This is a genomic window from Pseudomonas sp. B28(2017), assembly GCF_002113025.1.
Taxonomy (GTDB): Bacteria; Pseudomonadota; Gammaproteobacteria; order Pseudomonadales; family Pseudomonadaceae; genus Aquipseudomonas.
Map to the genome: position 1 here is coordinate 152,075 of NZ_NEJH01000001.1, position 26,694 is coordinate 178,768.

Sequence of the window (26,694 nt, forward strand, 5' to 3'; positions counted from 1 at the left end):
GTCGGGGGCCGCTTGTCCGGCCCGGTCGCTCGATGACCGTTACCGAAAGCAGAATTTGAGTGGAGAACAGCATGAGTGCAGTTGAAAGCGTCGGCCCACAAGCGTTGCCGGCACTGCAGGAACAAGTCGAGCAGATCATCGCTGAAGCCAGGCGCCAGGGGGCCAGTGCCTGTGAAGTGGCGGTGTCGCTTGAGCAGGGTTTGTCGACTACGGTGCGCCAGCGTGAAGTCGAAACGGTCGAATTCAACCGCGATCAGGGGTTTGGCATCACCTTGTATGTCGGCCAGCGCAAAGGCTCGGCCAGCACGTCGGCCAGCGGTCCGGAAGCGATTCGCGAAACGGTTGCCGCAGCACTGGCCATCGCCAAACATACTTCGGAAGACGAAGCCTCGGGCCTTGCGGATGCCGCGCTGATGGCGCGGGATATTCAGGATTTCGACTTGTTCCACCAGTGGGACATTTCTCCGGAACAAGCCATCGAGCAGGCCCTGGCCTGCGAAGCTGCGGCATTTGCCGCCGACAGCCGGATCAGGAACGCCGATGGCACCACCCTCAGCACCCATCAGGGCTGCCGCGTCTACGGCAACAGCCACGGGTTCATCGGCGGATACGCATCGACTCGTCACAGCTTGAGTTGCGTGATGATCGCCGAAGCGGACGGCCAGATGCAGCGTGATTACTGGTACGACGTGAACCGGCAGGGCAATCTGCTCGCCGACCCGGTCAGCATCGGCCAGCGCGCTGCGCAACGGGCGGCAAGCCGTCTGGGCGCGCGTCCGGTGCCGACTTGTGAGGTACCGGTACTGTTTTCCGCAGAGTTGGCCGGGGGCCTGTTCGGCAGTTTCCTGTCGGCGATTTCCGGCGGCAGCCTGTATCGCAAGTCTTCGTTCCTCGAGGGTACTCTCGGTCAGAAGCTGTTTCCGGAGTGGCTGACCATCGACGAGCGTCCGCACCTGATGCGGGCATTGGGTAGTGCTGCGTTCGATGGCGATGGCCTGGCAACCTACGCCAAACCGTTCGTCGAAAAAGGCGAATTGGTGTCCTACATCCTCGGCACCTACTCCGGTCGCAAGCTCGGCATGCCGAGCACGGCCAACGCGGGCGGCGTGCACAACCTGTTCGTCACCCACGGTGATGAAGACCAGGCGGCCTTGCTGCGGCGCATGGGGCGCGGGCTGTTGGTCACCGAGTTGATGGGCCAGGGGCTGAACATGGTCACCGGCGATTATTCCCGGGGCGCGGCGGGTTACTGGGTCGAGAACGGCGAGATCCAGTTCGCGGTCCAGGAAGTGACTATCGCCGGCAACATGCGCGACATGTTCAAACAGATCGTCGCGGTCGGTAATGATCTCGAACTTCGCAGCAACATCCGCACCGGTTCGGTGCTGATCGAGCGGATGACCGTAGCGGGCAGTTAATCTCCCCCGTGACACAAAAAGGCGCGCCACCCAATGGGTGGCGCGCCTTTTTTATGGTTCTTCACGGAATCCCGGGAAACACAGAAACAGGAACGCCGTTTTGCTTGATGATGGTGATGGATACGGCGCTCGCCACAAAGCCGCGGCGTTTACTCGCCTTCGTCGAAGTAATTGTTGATCAAGGCCACCAGCGCATTCATCGCTTCCTGTTCCTGCTCGCCTTCCGTGCTCAGATGGATTTTGGTGCCCTTGCCGGCGGCGAGCATCATCATGGCCATGATGCTTTTACCATCGACAGTGGATTCTGGCGTGCGTCCCACGCGGATCGTGCAATCCTTGAATTGGCCGGCAACACCAACGAATTTTGCAGACGCCCGGGCATGCAAACCCAGTTTATTGATGATTTCGATTTCCAGAGCAGGCATCGCGATGTGAATCCTTTAGCTGAGGTCGCGGTGGCGAACCTGGACGTTCTTCAGGGATTTTTGCAGCGCCTGCCCCACACGCTCGGTCAGGTAGACGGAGCGATGATGTCCGCCAGTGCAGCCAATGGCAATGGTGACGTAGGCGCGGTTGCTGGCGGCAAAACGAGGCAGCCACTTTAGCAGGTATGTGGAAATGTCCTGGAACATCTCTTCGACATCCGGTTGTGCTGCCAGGTATTCGGCAACCGGTTTATCGAGCCCGGACTGTTCGCGCAATTCCGGTTTCCAGTAAGGGTTGGGCAGGCAACGCACATCGAACACCAGGTCGGCGTCCACCGGCATGCCGCGTTTGAACCCGAAGGATTCCACCAGGAACGCAGTGCCGGGTTCCGGTTGGTTCAACAGGCGCAGTTTGATGGTATCGCGCAGTTGATACAGGTTCAGGCTGGTAGTGTTGATCTTGAGATCGGCGAGGTCGGCAATTGGCCCGAGCAGGACGCTCTCGACGCTGATGGCTTCGGCCAGCGAGCGGTTGGCGTTGGTCAGGGGGTGACGCCGGCGGGTTTCCGAGAAGCGCTTGAGCAGTGTTTCTTCGTCGGCGTCCAGGTACAGGACATCGCACTGGATGTGGCGGCTGCGGACTTCTTCGAGCAGGTCGGGGAAGCGTGACAGGTGGCTGGGCAGGTTGCGGGCGTCAATGGAAACGGCGACCAGCGGCTGCATCAGCTCGGTATGAATCAGCGCTCGTTCGGCCAGTTCCGGCAGCAGGCCGGCAGGCAGATTGTCGATGCAGTAGTACCCGTTGTCCTCAAGGACGTCGAGGGCGGTACTTTTACCTGAGCCGGAACGGCCACTGACGATGATCAAGCGCATGATTACTGACCGTTTTGCTCGTCCAGGACAACCTGATACAGGGCTTCATTGCTCGGAGCGCTACGCAGTTTGTCGCGCACGTCCTTGCGATCGAGCATGCTGGCGATCTGCCGCAGCAGCTCAAGGTGCGCATCGGTGGCGGCTTCCGGGACCAGCAGTACGAACAGCAGGTCAACCGGCGCGCCGTCGATGGCGTCGAAATCGATAGGGGCGTCCAGGTGCATCAATGCACTGATGGGCGAAACACAGCCCTTGAGACGGCAATGTGGAATGGCGATGCCGTTGCCAAAACCGGTGGAGCCGAGTTTTTCACGGGCAATCAGCGCCTCGAAGACATCTTGCATCTCCAGAGCCGGCACTTCGCGGGCGATCAGATTGGCAATTTGTTCGAGGGCTTTCTTTTTACTGCCACCCGGCACGTTCACCAGGGAACGGCCGGGGGTCAGGATACTTTCAAGTCGGATCATGGGTTGGGAGTGTTAACGACCGGTTGCGCCCTGAAGGAGGCTCTGGGTCTTTTCCTTATGCTTTTTGAGTTGTTTATCCAGCTTGTCGGTGAGTGCATCGATCGCTGCGTACATATCGGTATGTTCCGCGTTTGCGACCACTTCATTCCCGGGAATATGCAGTGTGGCTTCGATTTTCTGCTTCAACTTTTCGACGGTCATCGTGACCTGCACGTTAGTGATCTTGTCGAAGTGTCGCTCCAATCGTTCGAGTTTTTCGCCGATGTAGGAGCGGAGAGGTTCGGTCACTTCCAGTTGGTGTCCACTGATGTTGACTTGCATACAGCTTCTCCTTCGTTGCCAGTGCATAAAGCGGTAGACCAGATGATCTACCACTGGAACGCTGTGGCGTGGCCCTACATCAACCGCTTGCGTTCGCTCGAAGGCGCGATCCCGAGGGATTCGCGGTACTTGGCGACGGTGCGGCGGGCCACCTGAATGCCTTGTGCCTCCAGTAAACCAGCGATCTTGCTGTCACTCAACGGCTTTTTCTGATTTTCCGCGGCAACCAGTTTTTTGATGATCGCCCGGATCGCCGTGGACGAGCATTCGCCGCCTTCGGAGGTGCTTACGTGACTTGAGAAAAAGTATTTCAGTTCATAAATACCCCGGGGGGTATGCATGAACTTCTGGGTGGTCACCCGTGAAATCGTCGATTCATGCATGCCGACCGCTTCGGCGATGTCGTGCAGGACCAGCGGCTTCATGGCTTCGTCGCCATATTCGAGGAACCCGCGCTGATGCTCGACGATCTGGGTGGCTACTTTCATCAGGGTTTCATTGCGGCTTTGCAGGCTCTTGATGAACCAGCGGGCCTCCTGCAACTGATTGCGCATGAACGTGTTATCGGCGCTGGTGTCGGCGCGGCGCACGAAACCAGCGTACTGGGCGTTGACCCGCAGCCGTGGCACCGACTCCTGATTCAGCTCCACCAGCCAGCGCTCGTTGTCCTTGCGCACGATAACGTCAGGCACGACGTACTCGGCTTCGGTGGACTCGATCTGCGAGCCCGGGCGCGGGTTGAGGCTCTGGACCAGTTCGATGACCTGACGCAGCTCGTCTTCCTTGAGCTTCATGCGGCGCATCAACTGGCTGTAGTCGCGGCTGCCGAGCAGGTCGATGTAATCGGTGACCAGGCGCTTGGCCTCGGCCAGCCAAGGGGTCTTGGCCGGCAACTGGCGCAATTGCAGCAGCAGGCATTCGCCCAGGTTGCGTGCGCCGATGCCGGCGGGCTCGAATTGCTGGATGCGGTGCAGGACGGCTTCGATTTCGTCCAGTTCGATGTCCAGTTCCGGATCGAAGGCTTCGAGGATTTCCTCGAGGGTTTCGTCCAGGTAGCCCTGATTGTTGATGCAATCGATCAGGGTCACGGCGATCAGGCGATCGGTGTCGGACATTGGAGCCAGGTTCAGTTGCCACAGCAAGTGGCTTTGCAGGCTTTCGCCGGCCGAGGTACGGGTGGTGAAGTCCCACTCGTCGTCATCGTTGCTGGGCAGGCTGCTGGCGCTGGTCTGGTAAACGTCTTCCCATGCGGTGTCGACGGGCAGATCGTTGGGAATACGCTCGTTCCAGTCGCCTTCATCGAGGTTATCAACCGTCGGGGTGCTTTCCTGGTAGGAGGGTTCCTGGATGTCAGTGTTGGGCTTTTGTTCGGCGTTGTCGGCCAAGGGGTCGGAATTGTCGAAGTCGTCGCCTTCTTCCTGGCGTTCGAGCATTGGATTGGACTCCAGGGCCTCCTGGATTTCCTGTTGCAGGTCCAGGGTCGACAATTGGAGCAGGCGGATGGCCTGTTGCAGCTGCGGTGTCATCGTCAGCTGCTGGCCCATTCTCAAGACTAGCGATGGTTTCATGGCAGGGGCTTAACACCTTATTCGCCGGCGCACATGCGCCATCCACTACAGGGCGCCGGAGCGCCAAACATAAGCAAATTATATGCCCGAAACTGCAGCGTTTGCCTAGAGCGCTGTAACAATAAAAAAGTGTTGATTTTTTATCGGGACAAGCGCTCGGATGACCTGCCAGATACCACTGCTTTTACAGGCGGAACTCATGGCCCAGATACACTTCCTTGACCAGGCTGTTGGCCAGGATGGTCTCTGCGTCACCTTCGGCGATCAGTTGACCGTCATTGACGATATAGGCGGTTTCACAGATATCCAGGGTTTCACGAACGTTGTGGTCCGTGATCAGCACGCCAATGCCCTTGGCCTTGAGGTGGTAGATGATCTGCTTGATGTCCCCGACCGAAATCGGGTCCACGCCGGCGAAGGGTTCGTCGAGGAGGATGAATTTCGGGTTGGTGGCCAGGGCGCGGGCGATCTCCACGCGACGGCGCTCGCCACCGGACAGGCTCATGCCGAGGTTGTCGCGGATGTGACTGATGTGGAATTCCTGCAGCAGGCTTTCCAGCTCCTTGCGACGGCTGGCCTTGTCGAGTTCCTTGCGGGTCTCGAGGATGGCCATGATGTTGTCGGCCACCGACAGTTTGCGAAAGATCGATGCTTCCTGCGGCAAGTAGCCGATACCGGCTTTTGCGCGGCCGTGCATGGGCTGGTGGCTGACATCGTGGTCGTCGATCAGGACGCGGCCCTGGTCGGCTTGCACCAGGCCGACGATCATGTAGAAGCAAGTGGTCTTGCCGGCACCGTTCGGGCCTAGCAGGCCGACGATCTGGCCGCTGTCGATAGACAAGCTGACATCACGCACGACCTGGCGGCTCTTGTAGCTCTTGGCCAGATGCTGAGCTTTCAGAGTTGCCATTACTGGGCCTTTTTCTCGTCGGTTTTCTTCTTCGGCTGGATCACCATGTCGATTCGCGGACGTGCCTCGGTGACCTTGCTGCCCGTGGCGCGACCGGCGCTGGCGAGCTTCTTGACCGTGTCGTAGACGATTTTTTCGCCCTGGGTGACGTTGTTGTCCTTGTCGACAACTTTGGCCTTGTCGATCAGTACGACGCGGTTTTGCGCGGCGTGATACTGGATCGTCACGCCCCAGCCCTGAACGGGTTTGGTGTCGCCAGCCGTTTGCAATTGCTCGAAGTACGCCAGGTTGCCCACCGAGGTCACCACGTCGATGTCGCCAGTCGGGGTGCGGGTGATGGTCACGGTGTTGCCGGTTACCTTCATCGAGCCCTGGGTGATGATCACGTCACCCTTATAGGTAGCAATACCTTGCTTGTCGTCCAGTTGGGCATCGTCGGCCTGAATGCGGATAGGCTGCTGTTGATCTTCCGGCAGAGCCCAGGCGCTCACGCTTCCCAGTGCTGCGCCCAGACTGAGCAAAATCGGGAGGGTTTTAACGAGCCTCATACTGTCCTCTTACGTTCGATAGCAGGTGTATCCTGCTTTCTTTCAAATACGCTTTCATTCCCTTGCCAGTCGATACACCGCCAGCGCCGTCGATTCTAACGTCTTGCTCGGTCTGCGCATATTGCTGCTGCGGGAACACGGTCATGCGGGTGCTGGTGATCAGGGTTTTACGGTCTTTCTCATCGAAGCGCGTGATGCGCACGTCATCGATCAGTTCGACCTGTGTGCCGTCAGGGTTGACCTCGCCCTTCAGGCTCTGGACGTGCCACGGGTATTCAGTGCCGCGGAATACATTCAGGTCGGGGTTGGTCAGCAATGTCACCTCGGTCGCTTTCAGGTGCTCGACCTTGTCGGACACCAGGTCATATTGCAGCTTGCCGTCGGGCAGGTACTGCACGCTGTGGGCGTTGGTGGCGTAATAGTCGATCGCACTTTCATCGATCGGCGTTACCGGCTTGTCGAGGAAGCGTTCCGGGCTGATGTTCCAGTAGCCAACCGCGACGAATATCGCCGCGATGCAACTGAACAGTAGGGTGTTGCGAAACTTTTTGCTCAGCATAGTGGGCTCACAGGTACGCCGCATTGGCCGCATCGAGGCGGTCCTGGGCGCGCAGGATCAATTCGCAGAATTCGCGAGCGGCACCTTCGCCGCCACGAGCGAGGGTGATGCCGTGAGCGTGTTCACGCACGAAACTGGCGGCATTGGCCACCGCCATGCCCAGGCCGACGCGGCGAATCACCGGCAGGTCCGGCAGGTCGTCGCCGAGGTAGGCCACCTGTTCATAGCTCAGGTTCAGTTGGGCCAGCAGTTCGTCGAGTACCACCAGTTTGTCTTCGCGCCCCTGATAGAGATGGGGGATGCCGAGGTTCTTCGCTCGGCGCTCGACCACCGGGGTCTTGCGACCACTGATGATGGCGGTTTGCACGCCGGCGGCCATCAGCATCTTGATACCCTGGCCATCGAGTGTGTTGAATGTCTTGAATTCGCTGCCGTCTTCGAGGAAGTACAGGCGCCCATCGGTGAGCACGCCATCGACATCGAACACCGCCAGTTTGATCTGTTTGCCACGTTGCAACAGGTCCGCACTCATTACATTACTCCTGCACGCAGCAAGTCGTGCATGTTCAAGGCGCCGACCGGGCGGTCTTCGCGGTCGACCACGACCAATGCGTTGATTTTATGGTCTTCCATGATTTTCAGTGCTTCGGCGGCAAGCATCTCGGCGCGCGCGGTCTTGCCATGGGCCGTCATGACCTGATCGATGATAGCGCTGTGGATATCGATGCTGCGGTCCAGTGTGCGGCGCAAATCACCGTCGGTGAAGATTCCGGCCAGTTTGCCGTCGGATTCCAGAATGACGGTCATGCCCAGGCCCTTGCGGGTCATTTCCATCAGGGCATCCTTGAGCAGGGTGCCGCGCTGGACCTGCGGCAGTTCCTGGCCTGCGTGCATGACATTTTCCACTTTCAGCAACAGGCGTCGGCCCAGGGCGCCGCCAGGATGGGAAAAGGCGAAGTCTTCGGCGGTAAAGCCGCGGGCTTCCAGCAGCGCGACTGCCAGGGCGTCGCCCATGACCAGGGCGGCGGTGGTCGACGAAGTGGGTGCCAGGTTCAACGGGCAGGCTTCGTGTTCGACATGAACATTCAGGTTGACTTCGGCTGCCTTGGCCAGCGGCGAGTCAGGGTTGCCGGTCACGCTGATCATCTGAATGCCCAGGCGCTTGATCAGTGGCAGCAGGGTAACGATTTCATTGGTGGAGCCGGAATTCGAGAGCGCCAGAATGATGTCGTCGCGGGTAATCATGCCCATGTCACCGTGGCTGGCTTCAGCCGGGTGCACAAAAAATGCCGTGGTGCCGGTGCTGGCCAGGGTCGCGGCGATCTTGTTGCCGATGTGCCCCGACTTGCCCATGCCGACCACGACCACGCGGCCTTTGCTGGCCAGAATCATCTCGCAAGCGCGTACGAAATCTGCGTCGATCTGGGGTAGCAGGCCTTGCACGGCTTCTACCTCGAGGCGGATGGTGCGTTGTGCTGATTGAATCAGGTCGCTGGATTGGCTCATGTCAGAAATCGTATAGCCTGATGAAAAGGCGGCGATTATAGCGGTTATGATCGAATCCCTCACGCAAGTTCGTCGCGCATTGTTATTTTCGGTCACCTGAAACCTTCTAAATGGGGCTTTCAGGCGGTCATGCGGTTGAACTTGGCTCGGCTTTGGCCTTGGGCGCGTACCCTTTGCAGTGATATAGTTCGCCGCCAGTTCGGCCTGCCCGGGAGGTATGTGCTTTCGTCAGAAGGCCAGGCGTCCGAGTGAGAGGCTGCATCGCAAGGAGTTTAGATGAGTGCCGATAACGCCTACGCGGTCGAGCTGAAGGGACTGTCCTTCAAGCGCGGTGCGCGCAGCATTTTCAATAATGTCGATATCCGTATCCCGCGCGGCAAGGTCACCGGGATCATGGGGCCTTCCGGGTGTGGCAAGACCACGCTCTTGCGCCTGATGGGCGCCCAACTGCGGCCCACCAAGGGCGAAGTCTGGGTCAACGGTCAGAATCTGCCCAAACTGTCGCGCAGCGACCTGTTCGATGCGCGAAAGCATATGGGCGTGCTTTTTCAGAGCGGCGCGCTGTTTACCGACCTCGATGTGTTCGAGAACGTCGCTTTTCCGTTGCGGGTTCATACACAGCTGCCGGATGAAATGATCCGCGACATCGTCCTGCTCAAGCTGCAGGCCGTGGGCTTGCGCGGTGCCATCGATCTGATGCCCGACGAGCTTTCCGGCGGCATGAAGCGCCGTGTCGCGCTGGCCCGGGCGATTGCGCTCGATCCACAGATCCTCATGTACGACGAGCCCTTTGTCGGCCAGGACCCTATCGCAATGGGCGTTCTGGTGCGTCTCATTCGTCTGCTCAACGATGCGCTGGGCATCACCAGCATCGTGGTATCCCATGACCTGGCCGAGACCGCGAGCATTGCCGATTACATTTATGTGGTGGGCGATGGTCAGGTGTTGGGGCAGGGGACGCCGGACGAGTTGATGAACTCGGATGAACCGCGCATTCGTCAGTTCATGACCGGCGAACCCGACGGCCCGGTTCCGTACCACTTTCCAGCGACGGATTACCGCGCAGATCTTCTGGGGAAGCGCTGATGCGCAGAATTTCATTGATAGAGCGCGTTCGTCGCTTCGGCCAGGCCGGTATCGATGCGCTGGCGGTGTTCGGGCGTTCGAGCTTGTTCCTGTTCCATGCCTTGCTGGGGCGGGGCGGTATCGGTGGCGGCTTCGGGCTGCTGGTCAAGCAATTGCATTCGGTGGGCGTGATGTCCCTGGTGATCATCGTGGTCTCCGGGGTGTTCATCGGCATGGTGCTGGCGCTGCAGGGCTTCAACATTCTTTCCAGCTATGGTTCAGAGCAGGCTGTCGGGCAGATGGTTGCCCTGACGCTGCTGCGTGAGCTGGGGCCGGTGGTGACTGCCTTGCTGTTCGCCGGGCGCGCCGGTTCGGCGTTGACCGCCGAAATCGGCAACATGAAGTCCACCGAGCAACTGTCCAGTCTGGAAATGATCGGGGTTGACCCGCTCAAGTACATCATCGCGCCACGCTTGTGGGCCGGGTTCATTTCCCTGCCGGTGCTGGCGATGATTTTCAGCGTGGTGGGTATCTGGGGCGGCTCGTGGGTAGCTGTCGACTGGCTGGGGGTCTATGAAGGTTCCTACTGGTCGAACATGCAGAACAGCGTGACGTTCTCCGATGATGTGCTCAACGGGATCATCAAAAGTATCGTCTTTGCCTTTGTCGTGACCTGGATCGCCGTATTCCAAGGCTATGACTGCGAACCCACTTCCGAGGGGATCAGTCGTGCCACTACCAAGACCGTTGTATATGCCTCGTTGGCAGTACTCGGCCTGGACTTTATTCTGACCGCCTTGATGTTTGGAGATTTCTGATGCAAAACCGCACCCTGGAAATCGGTGTCGGCCTTTTCTTGCTGGCTGGCATCCTGGCTTTGCTCTTGTTGGCGTTGCGGGTCAGCGGCCTGTCCCCGACTCCGAGCAGCGATACGTATAAACTTTACGCCTACTTCGACAATATCGCCGGTTTGACTGTCAGAGCAAAGGTGACCATGGCCGGTGTGACCATCGGCAAGGTTACGGCCATCGATCTGGATCGCGACAGTTTCACCGGTCGGGTGACCATGCAGCTGGAAAAACGCATCGATAATCTTCCGGCGGACTCTACTGCATCTATCCTGACTGCTGGTCTGTTGGGCGAGAAGTACATCGGTATCAGCGTGGGCGGGGAAGACACCCTGCTCAAGGATGGTGGAACCATCCATGACACGCAGTCATCGCTGGTGCTCGAAGACCTGATCGGTAAATTCCTGCTCAATACCGTTAGCAAAGAAGCTAAATGAGGAACTGTTAAATGATCTCTACCTTGCGACGTGGCCTGCTGGTAATGCTCGCGGTGTTTCCGTTGGTGTCCCATGCCGCAGCGGCGCCTTCGGCGCACGAACTGGTGCAGGACACAACCAACCGTATGCTCGCGGATCTGGCGGCAAACAAAGAGAAGTACAAGAAGGACCCGCAGGACTTCTATACGGCGCTGGACAACATCGTCGGGCCGGTTGTGGATGCCGAGGGTATTTCCAAGAGCATCATGACGGTCAAATACTCGAAGAAAGCTACGCCTGCGCAGATGAAGACCTTCGAAGAAAACTTCAAGAAGGGTCTGTTCCAGTTCTACGGCAACGCCTTGCTGGAGTACAACAACCAGGGGATCACCGTTGAACCGGCCAAAGACGAGTCGGGCGACCGTACCAGCGTCGGCATGACCGTCAAGGGCAGCAGCGGCGCGATCTATCCAGTGTCCTACACGCTGGAAAAGATCAACGGCGAGTGGAAGCTGCGTAACGTCATCATCAACGGCATCAACATCGGCAAGCTGTTCCGCGATCAGTTCGCCGATGCGATGCAGCGTAATGGCAACGACCTGGACAAGACCATCAATGGTTGGGCCGGGGAAGTCGCGAAGGCCAAGGAAGCCACCGACAAGAAACCGGAGCCGTCAGCCCAATGAGTGAGTCGGCAGTCCTGATGGACGAAGCGGGCGAGTTGCGACTCAGCGGCGTGCTGGATTACCGCACTGGCCCTGGCCTGCGCGAGCAGGGTAAAGCGCTGATCAAGGCCAGCAAGGCCGCGGCGCTGGTGGTCGATTGTTCGGCGGTGACCAAGTCCAGCAGTGTCGGTTTGTCGTTGCTGCTGTGCTTCATCCGCGATGCGCAGGCGGCCGGCAAGGCCCTGAGCATTCGTGGGATGCCGGAAGACATGCGTGAAATCGCTCAGGTCAGTGAGCTGACCGAGCTGTTGGCGCACCCCTAACTCGCATCTATGAAGAAGCCCCCCGTCCGAGTCCTGCTTGGCGGGGTTCGCAGGCGCGGGGCTTTTTTGTATGATGTCCGACCCGCGCGCACAGGGCGCCGATTGAGGTTGAGCATGCAGGCCAACGAAGTTAAGAGCTTTCTTGAAGGAAAGCTGTCCGAGACACTTTTATCAGTGCAGGTAGAAGTCGAGGGCGAAGGCTGCAATTTCCAGCTGAACGTGATTAGCGATGAACTGGCGGCATTGAGCCCGGTCAAGCGTCAGCAGCAGGTCTATGCCCATTTGAACCCGTGGATCGTCGATGGCAGCATCCATGCGGTCACTATGAAATTTTTCAGCAGCGCGGCCTGGGCCGAGCGCACCTGAGCCCAAGGGCGTCGAGATTCTTATGGATAAATTGATTATTACCGGTGGCGCTCGTCTTGATGGCGAGATCCGCATTTCCGGGGCAAAGAACTCTGCCCTGCCGATCCTGGCTGCCACCCTGCTGTGCGATGGCCCGGTGACCGTGGCCAACCTCCCGCACCTGCACGACATCACCACCATGATCGAGCTGTTCGGCCGCATGGGCATTGAACCGGTAATCGACGAGAAACTCGCCGTCGAAATCGACCCGCGCACCATCAAGACCCTGGTCGCACCGTACGAACTGGTTAAAACCATGCGTGCGTCGATTCTGGTGCTGGGCCCGATGGTTGCCCGTTTTGGTGAAGCCGAAGTCGCCTTGCCTGGCGGTTGTGCCATTGGTTCGCGTCCGGTTGACCTGCACATCCGTGGCCTGGAAGCCATGGGCGCGATCATCGATGTCGAAGGCGGCTACATCAAGGCCAAGGCCCCTGAAGGCGGCCTGCGCGGTGCGCACTTCTTCTTCGATACCGTCAGCGTGACCGGTACCGAAAACATCATGATGGCCGCTGCCCTCGCCAAGGGCCGTAGCGTACTGGCAAACGCCGCACGCGAGCCTGAAGTGGTCGATCTGGCGAACTTCCTGAACGCCATGGGCGCCAAGGTTTCCGGCGCCGGTACCGATACCATCACCATCGATGGCGTCGAGCGTCTGCACACCACCACTTATAAAGTGATGCCCGACCGTATCGAAACCGGCACCTATCTGGTGGCGGCAGCCGTCACCGGTGGCCGCGTGAAGGTCAAGGATACGGATCCGACCATCCTCGAAGCCGTTCTGGAAAAACTCCGCGAGTCCGGTGCCGAAATCAACACCGGCGAAGACTGGATCGAGCTGAACATGCACGGCAAGCGGCCTAAAGCCGTCAACGTGCGGACCGCTCCGTACCCGGCGTTCCCGACCGACATGCAGGCGCAGTTCATCTCCCTCAACGCCATTGCCGAAGGCACTGGCGCCGTGATCGAGACGATCTTCGAAAACCGTTTCATGCACGTCTACGAGCTGCACCGCATGGGCGCCAAGATCCAGGTCGAGGGCAACACGGCGATCGTCACCGGTACCGAAAAGCTCAAGGGCGCGCCAGTCATGGCGACCGACCTGCGTGCTTCGGCCAGCCTGGTGATCTCGGCCCTGATCGCCGAAGGCGACACGCTGATCGATCGCATCTACCACATAGACCGTGGCTACGAGTGCATCGAAGAAAAACTGCAGATGCTGGGCGCCAGGATCCGTCGCGTTCCGGGCTAGTTTCTGCTGCATGGGCACAGGGAGGTGCCCGTTGAATTGTTGTAGAGGTCGAGCCGGTTTCCGGCTCGATGCGTGTCCGGCGCCGATTGTGACCGGGCATAAGATTCCTGATTAAGGCGTTTCCCATGCTGACTATCGCACTGTCCAAGGGCCGCATCCTTGACGACACCTTGCCGCTTCTGGCTGAAGCGGGCATCGTGCCGACCGAGAATCCGGACAAGAGCCGCAAGCTGATCATCCCCACGACCCAGGACGATGTTCGTCTGCTGATCGTGCGTGCTACCGATGTGCCGACCTATGTCGAGCATGGTGCTGCCGACCTCGGTGTCGCCGGTAAAGATGTGCTGATGGAATACGGCGGCCAGGGCCTGTACGAGCCGCTGGACCTGCAGATTGCCCAGTGCAAGCTGATGACCGCCGGTAAAGTCGGCGCGGTCGAGCCCAAGGGCCGTCTGCGTATCGCCACCAAGTTCGTCAACGTTGCCAAACGCTACTATGCCGAACAGGGTCGTCAGGTCGATATCATCAAGCTCTACGGTTCGATGGAACTGGCGCCGCTGATCGGCCTGGCGGACAAGATCATCGACGTGGTCGACACCGGTAACACGCTGCGGGCCAATGGCCTGGAGCCACAGGATTTCATCGCGGCCATCAGCTCGCGGCTGATCGTCAACAAGGCTTCGATGAAGATGCAGCACGCCCGTATCCAGGCGTTGATCGACACCCTGCGCAAGGCAGTGGAGTCTCGACACCGCGGCTGATTCACCTGCGCGACCTTGAGTCGCGCCCGTCTATCCGCCTCATAGCCAGAATTCTCAGGTGCCCAAGCGGAAACGACTGCTAAGTTAGGGCGCCTGAGTTTTTGCCATTCCTATGAGGCTCTCGCTATGACTGCACTGACTGCAATTCGCCGACTCAACGCTGCTGACCCGGATTTCGCGCATCATCTGGATCATCTGCTGAGCTGGGAAAGTGTGTCTGACGACTCGGTCAATCAGCGGGTGCTGGATATCATCAAGTCCGTGCGTGAGCGTGGCGACGCGGCACTGGTGGACTACACCCGCCAGTTCGACGGCCTGGACGTGAAGTCCATGGCCGACCTGATCCTGCCGCGTGAGCGCCTGGAACTGGCACTCACCCGCATCTCCGTGGCCCAGCGTGAAGCCCTGGAAGTCGCCGCGGCTCGTGTGCGCAGTTACCACGAAAAACAGAAGCAGGACTCCTGGAGCTACACCGAGGCCGACGGCACCGTGCTGGGCCAGAAGGTCACGCCGCTGGACCGCGCCGGTCTGTACGTACCGGGCGGCAAGGCGTCGTACCCGTCGTCGGTGCTGATGAACGCGATTCCGGCCAAGGTCGCAGGTGTCACTGAAGTGGTCATGGTCGTTCCGACCCCGCGCGGTGAAATCAACGAACTGGTGCTGGCCGCCGCCTGCATCGCCGGTGTCGACCGCGTGTTCACCATCGGCGGCGCCCAGGCCGTTGCGGCCCTGGCTTACGGCACCGAAAGCGTGCCGCAGGTCGACAAGGTCGTCGGCCCAGGCAATATCTATGTGGCTACCGCCAAGCGCCACGTGTTTGGCCAGGTCGGGATCGACATGATCGCCGGCCCTTCCGAGATCCTCGTGGTGTGCGACGGACAGACCGATCCGGACTGGATCGCCATGGATCTTTTCTCGCAGGCCGAGCACGACGAAGACGCCCAGGCCATTCTGGTCAGCCCTGACGCCGAGTTCCTCGACAAGGTCGCCGCCAGCATCGCCAGGTTGATGCCGACCATGGAGCGTGCCGCGATCATCGAAACCTCGATCAATGGCCGTGGTGCGTTGATCAAGGCTCGCGACATGGAACAGGCCATCGAAATCGCCAACCGCATCGCGCCGGAGCACCTCGAGTTGTCCGTTGCCGATCCACAGGCCTGGCTGCCGAAAATCCGCCACGCCGGCGCAATTTTCATGGGCCGTCACACCTCCGAAGCCCTGGGCGATTACTGCGCAGGCCCGAACCACGTGCTGCCGACTTCCGGCACCGCGCGTTTCTCCTCGCCGCTGGGTGTGTACGACTTCCAGAAACGCTCGTCGATCATCTTCTGCTCCGAACAGGGCGCTTCCGAGTTGGGCAAAACCGCTTCCGTGCTGGCCCGTGGTGAGTCGCTGAGCGCCCACGCCCGTAGCGCCGAATACCGCATCGTCGACGAAGACTTTCCACAAGGGCAGGGGAACTGAACATGAGCAAATTCTGGAGCCCGTTCGTCAAGAATCTGGTGCCTTACGTACCGGGCGAACAGCCAAAGCTGACCAAACTGGTCAAGCTCAACACCAACGAAAACCCGTACGGCCCATCGCCGAAAGCCTTGGCCGCAATGCAAACCGAACTGAATGACAACCTGCGCCTGTACCCGGACCCGAACAGCGATTTGCTCAAGCAAGCCGTCGCCAGGTACTACGGCGTGCAAGGCAATCAGGTGTTCCTCGGCAACGGTTCCGATGAAGTGCTGGCGCACATCTTCCACGGTTTGCTGCAGCACGATCAGCCGCTGCTGTTCCCGGACATCAGCTACAGCTTCTACCCGGTCTACTGCGGGTTGTACGGCATCCAGTTCGACGCGGTGCCGCTGGACGAGCAATTCCAGATCAGCCCGGCGGATTACGCCAGGCCGAACGGCGGGATCATTTTCCCCAACCCGAATGCGCCGACCGGTTGCCTGTTGGCGCTGGAGGCGGTGGAGCAGATTCTCAAGGCCAGCCCGGACTCGGTGGTCGTGGTGGATGAGGCTTACATCGATTTCGGCGGCGAGACGGCAATCACGCTGGTCGATCGTTATCCGAACCTGCTGGTCACCCAGACCCTGTCCAAGTCCCGTTCCCTGGCCGGTCTGCGGGTTGGCCTGGCGGTGGGGCATCCGGACCTGATCGAGGCGCTGGAGCGGATCAAGAACAGTTTCAACTCCTATCCGATCGATCGCATGGCGAATGTCGGTGCGGCGGCGGCGTTCGAGGATCGCGAGTATTTCGACAAGACTTGCCGGTTGGTGATCGAACACCGTGAATGGGTAATTGCGCAGTTGCAGGTTAAGGGCTTTGAGGTGCTGCCGTCGGCGGCGAACTTCATTTTTGCCCGGCACCCCAAGCACGATGCGGCGGGCCTGGCAGCGAAGTTGCGTGAGCAAGGCGTGATCGTCCGGCACTTCAAGCAGGAGCGGATTGCCCAGTTCCTGCGGATATCCATCGGCACGCCAGAGCAGAATCAGGCGCTGATCGACGGTCTCGGCGACCTCTAAACCACCTTTGCCCCCTGTAGGAGCAAGCTCGCTCCTACAGGGGATTGTATTGGCCGCTTACTCTGCTTCTTCCTGGTCTTTGACCGGCGCCGGTGGCGGACGCAATCCGATTTCCGCGGTCAGCTTGAGTTCCTTGCCGTTGCGCATGACCTCGATCGTAACCTTGTCAGTCGGTTTGATCCGCGCCACCTGATTCATCGAGCGACGGCCATCACCGGCTGGTTCGCCATCGATGGCAAGAATCACATCACCCAGTTGCAGGCCGGCCTTTTGTGCCGGACCGTCACGGAAAATCCCCGCCACGACAATGCCCGGGCGCCCGGACAAGCCGAACGATTCGGCCAGTTCCTGGGTCAGCGGCTGCACTTCGATACCCAACCAGCCACGAATCACCTGGCCGTGCTCGATGATCGACTTCATCACTTCCATCGCCAGTTTCACCGGGATCGCGAAACCGATGCCCTGGGAGCCTCCGGACTTGGAGAAGATCGCCGTGTTGATACCGGTCAGGTTGCCGACGGCGTCCACCAGCGCACCGCCGGAGTTGCCGGGATTGATGGCGGCGTCGGTCTGGATGAAATCTTCGTAGTTGTTCAGGCCCAACTGGTTGCGGCCGGTGGCGCTGATGATGCCCATGGTCACGGTCTGGCCGACGCCGAACGGGTTGCCGATGGCCAGTGCGACGTCGCCGATGCGGATGTTGTCGGAACGCCCCACCGTGATCGACGGCAGGTTTTTCAGGTCGATTTTCAGAACCGCGAGGTCAGTCTCCGGGTCGCTGCCGATCACCCGTGCCAGTGTTTCCCGGCCGTCCTTGAGTGCCACCACGATCTGGTCAGCGCCGCTGGTCACGTGGTTGTTGGTCAGGATGTAGCCTTCCGGGCTCATGATCACGCCGGAGCCGAGGCTCGACTCCATGCGTTTCTGCTTCGGCGAGTTGTCGCCGAAGAAGCGCCGGAACTGCGGATCTTCGAACAACGGATGGTTGGGTTTGTTGATGACTTTAGTGGTGTACAGGTTCACCACCGACGGCGCCGCAGTGGTTACCGCGTCGGCATAGGACACCGGACCCTGCTGCATGCTGGTGGTTTGCGGCGCTTGTTGCAGATTGACGTCCAGGCTCGGGAGCCCGACCCACTGCGGGTAACGCTGGATTATCAAAAGAGCGACAAGCAAGCCGGCCAACAGTGGCCAGCCGGAAAAACGCAGCGCCTTGAGCATTAAGCACTTCCTGAGAGAGTTGCAGGCGGTATGAGACCGCTCATAATGACGCGCATTATACGAGGCCGCACGCGCCTCTGAACGGGATATTTAGGAGTCTTTTATGGCCGTCGCCCTGAACACCCTGGTCGAAGAAGCCGACCGCTACCTTAACAGTGCCAAGATTGCCGACTATTGCCCCAACGGCCTGCAGGTCGAGGGGCGGCCGCAAGTGATGCGCATTGTCAGTGGCGTCACCGCGAGTCAGGCTTTGCTCGACGCCGCCGTGGAGGCCAATGCCGACCTGGTGCTGGTGCATCATGGCTACTTCTGGAAAGGCGAGAATCCGTGCGTCACCGGCATGAAGCAGCGCCGCTTGAAGACCCTGCTCAAGCACGATATCAGCCTTTTGTCCTATCACCTGCCGCTGGATCTGCACCCGGACGTCGGCAATAACGTGCAGCTCGCGCGGCAGCTCGACATCACCGTCGAAGGTCCGCTGGACCCGGACAACCTGAAGATTGTCGGCCTGGTCGGCTCGCTGAATGAGCCGATGACGCCCCGGGATTTCGCCCGCCGCGTGCAGGAAGTCATGGGCCGAGAGCCGCTGTTGATCGAAGGCAGCGCCATGATCCGCCGTGTCGGCTGGTGCACCGGCGGCGGCCAGGGTTACATCGACCAGGCCATTCTGGCCGGTGTCGATCTGTACCTCAGCGGCGAAGCTTCCGAGCAAACCTTCCACAGTGCCCGGGAAAACGACATCAGTTTCATCGCCGCCGGTCACCATGCGACCGAACGCTACGGCGTCCAGGCGCTGGGGGATTACCTGGCGCGGCGGTTTGCGCTGGAGCACATCTTCATCGATTGTCCGAATCCGATCTGAAAGCGCAACTCTATTCCTGTAGGAGCGAGCTTGCTCGCGATGAGCCTGAAGGCGCCACGGGGTGTCAGGCGCACAGCGATATCGTTGACGACCATCGCGAGCAGGCTCGCTCCCACGGGGGCAGGGCGGCCAAACAGGCAGGCATATTCATATGCTCTTTCGATCTAGTTGGCGTCCTGATTAGAAGAGGTCGCTGTGCTAGGATCCCCGCTCGAACACGGCCCGCTGGCCGTTCATAAGAAAGCTTTCGTGAGTAGCCATGGTCGACAAACTGACGCATCTGAAACAGCTGGAGGCGGAAAGCATCCACATCATCCGCGAGGTGGCCGCCGAGTTCGACAACCCGGTGATGCTGTACTCCATCGGTAAAGACTCCGCCGTGATGCTGCATCTGGCACGCAAGGCGTTCTTCCCGGGCAAGCTGCCGTTTCCGGTGATGCACGTCGACACTCGCTGGAAATTCCAGGAGATGTACGCCTTCCGCGACAAGATGGTCGCCGAACTGGGCCTGGACCTGATCACCCACGTCAACCCGGACGGCGTGGCGCAGAACATCAACCCGTTCACCCACGGCAGCGCCAAGCACACCGACATCATGAAGACCGAGGGCCTGAAGCAGGCACTCGACAAGCATGGTTTCGACGCAGCTTTTGGCGGCGCCCGTCGCGATGAAGAGAAATCCCGCGCCAAGGAGCGTGTGTACTCGTTCCGCGACAGCAAGCACCGCTGGGATCCGAAGAACCAGCGCCCCGAGCTGTGGAACGTCTACAACGGCAAGGTCAACAAGGGCGAATCGATCCGCGTCTTCCCGTTGTCGAACTGGACCGAGCTGGACATCTGGCAGTACATCTACCTTGAAGGTATCCCGATCGTCCCGCTGTACTTCGCCGCCGAGCGTGAAGTCATCGAGAAGAACGGCACGCTGATCATGATCGACGACGAGCGCATCCTCGAATACCTGAGCGATGAAGACAAAGCGCGCATCGTCAAAAAGAAAGTGCGTTTCCGTACCCTTGGTTGCTACCCGTTGACGGGCGCGGTGGAGTCCGAGGCCGAAAGCCTCACGGACATCATTCAGGAAATGCTCCTGACGCGAACTTCCGAGCGCCAGGGCCGTGTCATCGACCACGATGGCGCAGGCTCGATGGAAGACAAGAAACGTCAAGGTTATTTCTAAGGGGTTGTCATGTCGCACGCATCTGATTTGATCAGCGAGGACATCCTCGCCTACCTGGGCCAGCACGAACGTAAAGAGCTGCTGCGCTTTCTGACCTGCGGTAACGTCGATGACGGCAAGAGCACCCTGATCGGGCGCCTGCTGCACGACTCCAAGATGATCTACGAGGATCACTTGGAAGCCATTACCCGTGACTCGAAAAAAGTCGGCACCACCGGTGAAGACATCGACCTGGCGTTGCTGGTCGACGGCCTGCAGGCCGAGCGTGAGCAGGGCATCACCATCGATGTCGCGTACCGCTACTTCTCCACCGCCAAGCGCAAATTCATCATCGCCGACACCCCCGGCCATGAGCAGTACACCCGCAACATGGCCACCGGCGCTTCCACCTGTGACCTGGCGATCATCCTGGTCGACGCCCGTTACGGCGTGCAGACCCAGACCCGTCGCCACAGCTTCATCGCCTCGTTGCTGGGCATCAAGCACATCGTAGTGGCCATCAACAAGATGGACCTCAAGGACTTCGATCAGGGTGTGTTCGAGTCGATCAAGGCCGACTACCTGAAGTTCGCCGAAGGCTTGAAGATGAAGCCGACCAGCATGCATTTCGTGCCGATGTCGGCACTGAAGGGCGACAACGTGGTGAACAAGTCCGAGCGTTCGCCCTGGTACACCGGTCAGTCGCTGATGGAAATCCTCGAGACCGTGGAAGTGGCCGGCGACCGCAACTTCACCGACCTGCGTTTCCCGGTGCAGTACGTCAACCGCCCGAACCTGAACTTCCGTGGTTTCGCCGGCACCCTGGCCAGCGGCATCGTCAAGAAGGGCGACGAAGTCGTGGTGCTGCCGTCGGGCAAGAGCAGCCGCGTGAAGTCCATCGTCACCTTTGAAGGCGAACTGGAGCATGCCGGCCCAGGTCAGGCAGTCACGCTGACCATGGAAGACGAAATCGACATCTCCCGTGGCGACCTGTTGGTTCACGCCGACAACGTGCCGCCGGTGACCGACAGCTTCGAAGCCATGCTGGTGTGGATGGCTGAAGAGCCGATGCTGCCGGGCAAGAAATACGACATCAAGCGCGCCACCAGTTACGTGCCGGGCTCCATCGCCAGCATTGTCAACAAGGTCGACGTGAACACTCTGGAAGAGGGCCCGGCCAGCGCATTGCAGCTGAACGAAATCGGCAAGGTCAAGATCGCGCTCGATGCGCCGATTGCCCTCGACGGTTACGACAGCAACCGCACCACCGGCGCCTTCATCATCATCGACCGCTTGACCAACGGCACCGTTGGCGCGGGCATGATCGTCGCCCAGCCACTGGCGCACGGCAGCGCCACGCACCACGGCAAACTGGCCCACGTCGCCACCGAAGAGCGTGCACAGCGTTTCGGCCAGCAACCGGCCACCGTGTTGTTCAGCGGCTTGTCGGGCGCAGGCAAAAGCACCCTGGCCTATGCCGTCGAGCGCAAGCTGTTCGACCTGGGCCGTGCGGTGTTCGTGCTTGATGGTCAGAACCTGCGTCACGACTTGAACAAAGGTCTGCCACAGGATCGCGCCGGGCGTACCGAAAACTGGCGTCGTGCCGCGCATGTTGCGCGTCAGTTCAACGAAGCCGGCCTGCTGACCCTCGCTGCATTCGTTGCCCCGAGCGCCGAAGGCCGGGAACAGGCCCGGGAACTGATCGGCAAGGAGCGTCTGCTGACGGTCTACGTCCAGGCTTCGCCAACGGTCTGCGCCGAGCGTGATCCGCAAGGCCTGTACGCGGCGGCCGGGGATAACATCCCGGGCGAGTCCTTCCCGTACGACGTACCGCTGGATGCCGACCTGGTCATCGATACCCAGTCCGTATCGCTGGAAGAAGGCGTCAAGCAAGTGCTGGGTCTGCTGCGTGAGCGTAGTGCGATCTAAGCGTTAGCCGCAAAATGAAAAACCCGCCGATGAGTAATCACCGGCGGGTTTTTTGTGCCCTTGAGACTGTCATCGCGGGCAAGCCCGCGAAGAGTCAGAACAGTCAGCGCATTACTTCGCTGGATACTCGCGGTGCATCTGTTCCAGTAACGCATCCTTGTCCTGCCACAACTGATTGATCCAGCCCTGGAATTGCAGGCGGTACTCACCATCCTGGTCGTAGTTCTTGCCAACGAACTGTGGCGGAATTCTCAGCTCTTCAAAGTGCACCACCACGTCCGCAACGTTCCCGCACAACAAACCCCAAAAACCGGGACGCCCGGCGGGGTAGTGGATGGTCACGTTAACGATCGATTCAAGCTGCTCGCCCATCGCATCCAGCACAAAGGCAATGCCACCGGCCTTGGGCTTGAGCAGGTACTTGAACGGCGATTGCTGTTGGGCATGCTTGCCTTCGGTGAAGCGCGTGCCTTCGACGAAGTTGAAAATGCCCACCGGGTTGTCGCGGAATTTCGCACAGGTCTTGCGCGTGGTTTCCAGGTCCTTGCCTTTCTTTTCCGGATGCTTCTCCAGGTACGCCTTGGAGTAACGCTTCATGAACGGAAAGCCCAGCGCCCACCAGGCCAGACCAATCACCGGGACCCAGATCAGCTCCTGCTTGAGAAAGAACTTCAGCGGTTGAATGCGCCGGTTGAGCACGTATTGCAGCACCAGAATGTCGACCCAGCTCTGGTGGTTGCTGGTGATCAGGTACGAGTGCCGGTAGTCGAGGCCTTGCAGGCCGCTGATGTGCCAGCGGGTGCGACGGACCAGGTTCATCCAGCCTTTATTGATGCTGATCCAGGCTTCATGGGTATGGCTCATCAGCCAGCGTGCGATGCGCTGGGTGAGGGGGAACGGCAATACCTTGACGAGCGCCACGCAGAACAGGAACGAGCAGAGCAATATCGTGTTCAGTGCCAACAGTAGCGCGGCGATCACGCCGCGCAACGGGGCAGGTAGAAAATCCAGCATTTACACATCCATAGGTCGGTTGGCGGCTTGAATCGCGGTCAGGGCAATGGTGTAGACGATGTCATCGACCTGCGCGCCGCGCGGCAAATCGTTCACCGGTTTGCGCAGACCTTGCAGCATCGGCCCGAGGCTGACGCAGTCGGCGCTGCGCTGCACGGCCTTGTGGGTGGTATTGCCGGTGTTGAGATCGGGGAACACGTACACCGTGGCCCGACCGGCCACCTGGCTGTTCGGCGCCAATTGCCGGGCGACGCTTTCGTTGGCGGCGGCGTCGTACTGCAAGGGGCCGTCGATCAGCAGCGAGTGCTGTTGTTCATGGGCGAGCAGGGTTGCCTCGCGGACCTTCTCGACTTCTTCACCGCTCGCCGAATCACCACTGGAGTAGCTGATCATCGCCACCCTTGGTGTGATGCCGAATGCGGCAGCCGAGTCGGCGCTTTGCAGGGCGATCTCGGCCAGTTCGCTGGCGCTTGGGTGCGGGTTCATCACACAGTCGCCATAGACCAGCACTTCTTCCGGAAACAGCATGAAGAACACCGACGACACCAGGGTGCAGCCCGGCGCTGTCTTGATCAGCTGCAGGGCCGGGCGGATGGTGTTGGCGGTGGTGTTGATCACGCCCGATACGAGGCCGTCGACTTCATCCAGGGCCAGCATCATGGTGCCGATCACCACGGTGTCTTCCAGTTGTTGCTCGGCCATCGGTGCATTGAGGCTTTTGCTTTTGCGCAGCGCGACCATCGGCTCGACATAGCGCTCGCGAATCAAGTCCGGATCAATGATTTCCAGGCCTGGAGGCAACTCGATGCCCTGGGCACGGGCGACAGCCTGCACATCCTCGGGCTTGGCCAGCAACACACAGCGAGCGATGCCACGGGCCTGGCAGATCGCGGCAGCCTGCACGGTCAACGGCTCGCTGCCTTCGGGCAACACGATGCGCTTGTTGGCCGCCTGGGCGCGCTGGATCAGTTGATAGCGGAACACCGCTGGCGACAGGCGCATCTCCCGTGGTGTGCCACAGCGCTGATGCAACCAGTTGGCATCGAGGTGGCTGGCGATGAAATCGGTGATGATTTCGGCGCGCTCGCGGTCATCGATGGGGATTTCCTTGTTCAGGCCATTGAGCAGGTTGGCGGTGTCGTAGGAGCCGGTACTCACCGACAGCACCGGCAGCCCGGCCTGCAGGGCGCCGCGGCACAAGTCCATGATGCGTGGGTCGGGCAGGGTGTCGCTGGTCAGCAGCAGGCCGGCCAGCGGCACGCCGTTCAAGGCCGCGAGGCTGACGGCGAGGATGATATCGTCGCGGTCGCCGGGGGTCACCACCAGCACGCCGGGCTTGAGCAACTCCACGGTGTTGCGCATGGTGCGGGCGCAAATGATGATTTTGGTCATGCGCCGGGTTTCATAATCACCGGCGTTGAGCACCTGCGCACCCATCAGGTCGGCGACGTCGCGGGTGCGCGGGGCATTCAGTTCCGGCTGGAACGGAATGCAGCCGAGCAAGCGGAAATCACCACTGCGCAGCAACGGCGAATGCTCCTTCAGGCGCGTGGCGAAGGCCTCCATGCTTTCCTCGGTCTTGACCTTGTTGAGGATCACGCCGAGGACTTTCGGGTCTTTCGGGCCGCCAAACAATTGCGCCTGCAACTCGACGCGACCGGAGAGCTCGGTCAGCACTTCGTTTTCCGGTGCCGAGACCAGGATCACCTCGGCGTCGAGGCTCTTGGCCAGGTGCAGGTTGACCCGCGCGGCGTAACTGGCGCTGCGGGTCGGCACCATGCCTTCGACGATCAGTACATCCTTGCCGATGGCGGCCTGCTGATACAGGGTGATGATTTCTTCGAGCAACTCATCGAGCTGGCCGTCGCCGAGCATGCGCTCGACATGGGCCAGGCCCAGTGGCTGCGGCGGTTTCAGGCCGTGGGTGCGCGCCACCAGTTCGGTGGAACGTTCCGGGCCCGTGTCGCCCGGATGCGGCTGGGCAATCGGTTTGAAAAAGCCGACCTTGAGCCCGGCCCGCTCAAGGGTACGAACCAGCCCGAGGCTGATGGAGGTCAGACCCACACCAAAATCGGTGGGCGCGATAAAAAAAGTTTGCATGCGGATTCTCTGAAGGTGCATGGCAATGGTGACGACCTATGACTGGTCGGCTACCGAAATTCAGTCGCCAAGGTTATCGCTAACCGAGCCTTGTGCGCACCAACCGCAGGCAAAGGGTTGGCCTATTTTTTTGCGGCGCTGCGCAGGGTCCATGACCCAGGCGCGAGATTGCCAGGGTGGCTGGTGCCGCAGGTGTTGGGTATGGCCGCAGGAAAGCTCGGCCACCCAGTGACCTTCCTCGTCCTGATGAAAACCCGTGACCGTCGAATCCCGTCTGTCCGGGTTGTGTTCGCTTTCGGACGATTGCTTCGCTAAACTTGGCCCTTCAATCTTCTTATGCAAAAGGTCTCGCCCCATGCTGATCGCCGCCAATAAGGCTGTCTCCATCGACTATACCCTGACCAACGACGCTGGTGAGGTCATCGACAGCTCCGCCGGCGGCGCGCCGCTGGTCTACCTGCAAGGCGCAGGCAACATCATCCCGGGCCTGGAGAAGGCTCTGGAAGGCAAGGCTGTCGGTGACGAGCTGACCGTAGCCGTTGAGCCGGAAGACGCTTACGGCGAATACGCTGCCGAACTGGTCAGCACCCTGAGCCGCAGCATGTTCGAAGGCGTCGACGAACTGGAGGTGGGTATGCAGTTCCACGCTTCCGCTCCGGACGGCCAGATGCAGATCGTGACCATCCGTGATCTGGACGGCGACGATGTCACCGTTGACGGCAACCACCCGTTGGCCGGTCAGCGCCTGAATTTCCAGGTCAAGATCGTTGCCATCCGTGACGCCAGCCAGGAAGAAATCGCTCATGGCCACGTCCACGGCGAAGGTGGCCATCACCACTGATTTCTGCGCTAAGCTCAGATAACTGGAGAGGCGCCCTGTGGGCGCCTTTTTAGTCTGCGGCTGTCCCTGACGACACCGCCAAGTGGCTGTTTCGAAAAGAACACGGGAATCTGGAGTACGTCATGAGTGCTTTTCACGACCTTAAATTGACAGCCCTGGATGGTCAGGAGCTACCTCTGGCGCCTTTCAAAGGCCAAGTCGTGCTGGTGGTCAACGTCGCTTCCAAATGCGGCTTGACCCCGCAGTACGCGGCGCTGGAAAACCTCTACCAGCAATACAAGGCCAAAGGCTTCAGCGTGTTGGGCCTGCCGTGCAACCAGTTTGCCGGGCAGGAACCTGGGACCGAGCAGGAAATCAAGGATTTCTGCAGCCTCAACTATGGCGTGACCTTTCCGTTGTCCAGCAAGCTGGAAGTCAACGGGCATGAGCGTCATCAGTTGTACCGCTTGCTGGCGGGCGAGGGTGCGGAATTTCCGGGCGATATCACCTGGAACTTCGAGAAGTTCCTGCTGGGCAAGGACGGCCGCGTGCTGGCAAGGTTCTCGCCACGTACTGCTCCGGATGATCCCAGCGTCGTTCAGGCGATTGAAAAAGCCCTGAAGTAATCCTCCCTTTGTAGGAGCGAGCTCGCGATGAACGCAAGAGCTCCACGCCGTATCAGGTTTGCAGCGTTATCGTTGACGACCATCGCGAACAAGCTCGCTCCTACAGCCTTTCTTTTGACC

Annotated in this window: 30 protein-coding genes; 16 read left to right on the forward strand and 14 right to left on the reverse strand. The window is 60.0% G+C overall.

Annotation, left to right across the window (positions count from 1 at the left end):
- Positions 1-71: 71 nt before the first annotated feature.
- On the forward strand, positions 72-1,418 hold the full coding sequence (gene pmbA, locus CAF65_RS00690) for a metalloprotease PmbA (RefSeq protein WP_085714546.1): 1,347 nt from the start codon (positions 72-74) through the stop codon (positions 1,416-1,418).
- 149 nt (positions 1,419-1,567) lie between these two features.
- Here the strand turns inward: pmbA and CAF65_RS00695 are convergent, their stop codons facing one another.
- The 10 genes from CAF65_RS00695 to CAF65_RS00740 all read right to left on the reverse strand — a co-directional run bounded on the left by CAF65_RS00695 (position 1,568) and on the right by CAF65_RS00740 (position 8,595).
- Positions 1,568-1,843 carry an HPr family phosphocarrier protein gene (locus CAF65_RS00695; protein ID WP_085714547.1) on the reverse strand — a complete coding sequence of 92 codons (276 nt, stop codon included), beginning with the start codon at positions 1,841-1,843 and terminating at the stop codon, positions 1,568-1,570.
- A 15-nt stretch (positions 1,844-1,858) separates the two neighbouring features.
- Positions 1,859-2,716, reverse strand: a complete 858-nt coding sequence (rapZ, locus tag CAF65_RS00700; RefSeq protein ID WP_085714548.1) for an RNase adapter RapZ — start codon at positions 2,714-2,716, stop codon at positions 1,859-1,861.
- 2 nt (positions 2,717-2,718) lie between these two features.
- Positions 2,719-3,183, reverse strand: a complete 465-nt coding sequence (gene ptsN, locus CAF65_RS00705; RefSeq protein WP_085714549.1) for a PTS IIA-like nitrogen regulatory protein PtsN — start codon at positions 3,181-3,183, stop codon at positions 2,719-2,721.
- 12 nt (positions 3,184-3,195) lie between these two features.
- The gene (gene hpf, locus CAF65_RS00710) at positions 3,196-3,504 is read right to left on the reverse strand and encodes a ribosome hibernation-promoting factor, HPF/YfiA family (RefSeq protein WP_008018717.1); all 309 of its coding nucleotides are present in this window, start codon (positions 3,502-3,504) and stop codon (positions 3,196-3,198) included.
- Between the two features lie 74 nt (positions 3,505-3,578).
- Positions 3,579-5,072: an RNA polymerase factor sigma-54 gene (locus CAF65_RS00715; protein WP_085714550.1), complete on the reverse strand. Its 1,494-nt coding sequence runs from the start codon at positions 5,070-5,072 to the stop codon at positions 3,579-3,581.
- A gap of 184 nt (positions 5,073-5,256) precedes the next feature.
- Positions 5,257-5,982, reverse strand: a complete 726-nt coding sequence (lptB, locus tag CAF65_RS00720; RefSeq protein WP_085714551.1) for an LPS export ABC transporter ATP-binding protein — start codon at positions 5,980-5,982, stop codon at positions 5,257-5,259.
- On the reverse strand, positions 5,982-6,530 hold the full coding sequence (lptA, locus tag CAF65_RS00725) for a lipopolysaccharide transport periplasmic protein LptA (RefSeq protein ID WP_085714552.1): 549 nt from the start codon (positions 6,528-6,530) through the stop codon (positions 5,982-5,984). The genes lptB and lptA overlap by 1 nt, the downstream gene beginning before the upstream one ends.
- On the reverse strand, positions 6,517-7,089 hold the full coding sequence (gene lptC, locus CAF65_RS00730) for an LPS export ABC transporter periplasmic protein LptC (RefSeq protein ID WP_085714553.1): 573 nt from the start codon (positions 7,087-7,089) through the stop codon (positions 6,517-6,519). The genes lptA and lptC overlap by 14 nt, the downstream gene beginning before the upstream one ends.
- Positions 7,090-7,096: 7 nt before the next feature.
- Positions 7,097-7,621 carry an HAD family hydrolase gene (locus CAF65_RS00735; RefSeq protein WP_008018712.1) on the reverse strand — a complete coding sequence of 175 codons (525 nt, stop codon included), beginning with the start codon at positions 7,619-7,621 and terminating at the stop codon, positions 7,097-7,099.
- On the reverse strand, positions 7,621-8,595 hold the full coding sequence (locus CAF65_RS00740) for a KpsF/GutQ family sugar-phosphate isomerase (protein ID WP_085714554.1): 975 nt from the start codon (positions 8,593-8,595) through the stop codon (positions 7,621-7,623). The genes CAF65_RS00735 and CAF65_RS00740 overlap by 1 nt, the downstream gene beginning before the upstream one ends.
- A gap of 276 nt (positions 8,596-8,871) precedes the next feature.
- Between CAF65_RS00740 and CAF65_RS00745 the strand changes: the two genes are divergently transcribed.
- The 10 genes from CAF65_RS00745 to hisC all read left to right on the forward strand — a co-directional run bounded on the left by CAF65_RS00745 (position 8,872) and on the right by hisC (position 16,846).
- The gene (locus CAF65_RS00745; RefSeq protein WP_008018709.1) at positions 8,872-9,681 is read left to right on the forward strand and encodes an ATP-binding cassette domain-containing protein; all 810 of its coding nucleotides are present in this window, start codon (positions 8,872-8,874) and stop codon (positions 9,679-9,681) included.
- Positions 9,681-10,478: a lipid asymmetry maintenance ABC transporter permease subunit MlaE gene (gene mlaE, locus CAF65_RS00750; protein WP_085714555.1), complete on the forward strand. Its 798-nt coding sequence runs from the start codon at positions 9,681-9,683 to the stop codon at positions 10,476-10,478. Before CAF65_RS00745 ends, mlaE begins: the two co-directional genes overlap by 1 nt.
- On the forward strand, positions 10,478-10,945 hold the full coding sequence (mlaD, locus tag CAF65_RS00755) for an outer membrane lipid asymmetry maintenance protein MlaD (protein WP_085714556.1): 468 nt from the start codon (positions 10,478-10,480) through the stop codon (positions 10,943-10,945). Before mlaE ends, mlaD begins: the two co-directional genes overlap by 1 nt.
- 11 nt (positions 10,946-10,956) lie before the next feature.
- Positions 10,957-11,610: a phospholipid-binding protein MlaC gene (locus tag CAF65_RS00760; RefSeq protein ID WP_085714557.1), complete on the forward strand. Its 654-nt coding sequence runs from the start codon at positions 10,957-10,959 to the stop codon at positions 11,608-11,610.
- A complete protein-coding gene (locus CAF65_RS00765) occupies positions 11,607-11,912 on the forward strand; it encodes a lipid asymmetry maintenance protein MlaB (protein ID WP_085714558.1) in 306 nt (101 codons plus the stop codon). The genes CAF65_RS00760 and CAF65_RS00765 overlap by 4 nt, the downstream gene beginning before the upstream one ends.
- Positions 11,913-12,026: 114 nt before the next feature.
- Positions 12,027-12,278, forward strand: a complete 252-nt coding sequence (locus tag CAF65_RS00770; RefSeq protein WP_057398892.1) for a BolA family protein — start codon at positions 12,027-12,029, stop codon at positions 12,276-12,278.
- Positions 12,279-12,300: 22 nt separating this feature from the next.
- Positions 12,301-13,566: a UDP-N-acetylglucosamine 1-carboxyvinyltransferase gene (gene murA, locus CAF65_RS00775; protein WP_085714559.1), complete on the forward strand. Its 1,266-nt coding sequence runs from the start codon at positions 12,301-12,303 to the stop codon at positions 13,564-13,566.
- Between the two features lie 125 nt (positions 13,567-13,691).
- Complete coding sequence (gene hisG / locus CAF65_RS00780; protein WP_007970278.1) at positions 13,692-14,327, forward strand: ATP phosphoribosyltransferase; 636 nt, start codon at positions 13,692-13,694, stop codon at positions 14,325-14,327.
- Positions 14,328-14,453: 126 nt separating this feature from the next.
- Complete coding sequence (hisD, locus tag CAF65_RS00785; RefSeq protein ID WP_085714560.1) at positions 14,454-15,791, forward strand: histidinol dehydrogenase; 1,338 nt, start codon at positions 14,454-14,456, stop codon at positions 15,789-15,791.
- 2 nt (positions 15,792-15,793) lie between these two features.
- On the forward strand, positions 15,794-16,846 hold the full coding sequence (hisC, locus tag CAF65_RS00790) for a histidinol-phosphate transaminase (RefSeq protein WP_085714561.1): 1,053 nt from the start codon (positions 15,794-15,796) through the stop codon (positions 16,844-16,846).
- Between the two features lie 57 nt (positions 16,847-16,903).
- Here the strand turns inward: hisC and algW are convergent, their stop codons facing one another.
- Positions 16,904-18,067, reverse strand: coding sequence for a Do family serine endopeptidase AlgW (algW, locus tag CAF65_RS00795; RefSeq protein WP_085714562.1), 1,164 nt, complete (start codon positions 18,065-18,067; stop codon positions 16,904-16,906).
- Between the two features lie 103 nt (positions 18,068-18,170).
- On the opposite strand from algW, the gene CAF65_RS00800 reads away from it, so the two are divergent.
- The 3 genes from CAF65_RS00800 to cysN all read left to right on the forward strand — a co-directional run bounded on the left by CAF65_RS00800 (position 18,171) and on the right by cysN (position 22,014).
- Positions 18,171-18,929 (forward strand): Nif3-like dinuclear metal center hexameric protein, encoded by a 759-nt coding sequence (locus CAF65_RS00800; RefSeq protein WP_085714563.1) that lies wholly within the window; start codon positions 18,171-18,173, stop codon positions 18,927-18,929.
- Between the two features lie 259 nt (positions 18,930-19,188).
- Positions 19,189-20,106, forward strand: a complete 918-nt coding sequence (gene cysD / locus CAF65_RS00805; protein ID WP_085714564.1) for a sulfate adenylyltransferase subunit CysD — start codon at positions 19,189-19,191, stop codon at positions 20,104-20,106.
- Positions 20,107-20,115: 9 nt separating this feature from the next.
- Positions 20,116-22,014: a sulfate adenylyltransferase subunit CysN gene (cysN, locus tag CAF65_RS00810; protein ID WP_085714565.1), complete on the forward strand. Its 1,899-nt coding sequence runs from the start codon at positions 20,116-20,118 to the stop codon at positions 22,012-22,014.
- 111 nt (positions 22,015-22,125) lie between these two features.
- Here the strand turns inward: cysN and CAF65_RS00815 are convergent, their stop codons facing one another.
- From CAF65_RS00815 to CAF65_RS00825, 3 genes are read right to left on the reverse strand one after another with little or no spacing between them, the layout of a single operon-like run.
- Complete coding sequence (locus CAF65_RS00815) at positions 22,126-23,028, reverse strand: acyltransferase (RefSeq protein WP_085714566.1); 903 nt, start codon at positions 23,026-23,028, stop codon at positions 22,126-22,128.
- Complete coding sequence (gene pta, locus CAF65_RS00820) at positions 23,029-25,128, reverse strand: phosphate acetyltransferase (protein ID WP_085714567.1); 2,100 nt, start codon at positions 25,126-25,128, stop codon at positions 23,029-23,031. It lies immediately after the preceding gene.
- A 60-nt stretch (positions 25,129-25,188) separates the two neighbouring features.
- Positions 25,189-25,515: a DUF3565 domain-containing protein gene (locus CAF65_RS00825; RefSeq protein WP_085714568.1), complete on the reverse strand. Its 327-nt coding sequence runs from the start codon at positions 25,513-25,515 to the stop codon at positions 25,189-25,191.
- Between CAF65_RS00825 and CAF65_RS00830 the strand changes: the two genes are divergently transcribed.
- Positions 25,484-25,969 carry a peptidylprolyl isomerase gene (locus CAF65_RS00830; protein WP_007942189.1) on the forward strand — a complete coding sequence of 162 codons (486 nt, stop codon included), beginning with the start codon at positions 25,484-25,486 and terminating at the stop codon, positions 25,967-25,969. The genes CAF65_RS00825 and CAF65_RS00830 overlap by 32 nt on opposite strands.
- A 122-nt stretch (positions 25,970-26,091) precedes the next feature.
- Entirely contained in the window at positions 26,092-26,574 is a 483-nt protein-coding gene (locus CAF65_RS00835; RefSeq protein ID WP_085714569.1) for a glutathione peroxidase, read from the forward strand.
- Positions 26,575-26,694: the final 120 nt, after the last annotated feature.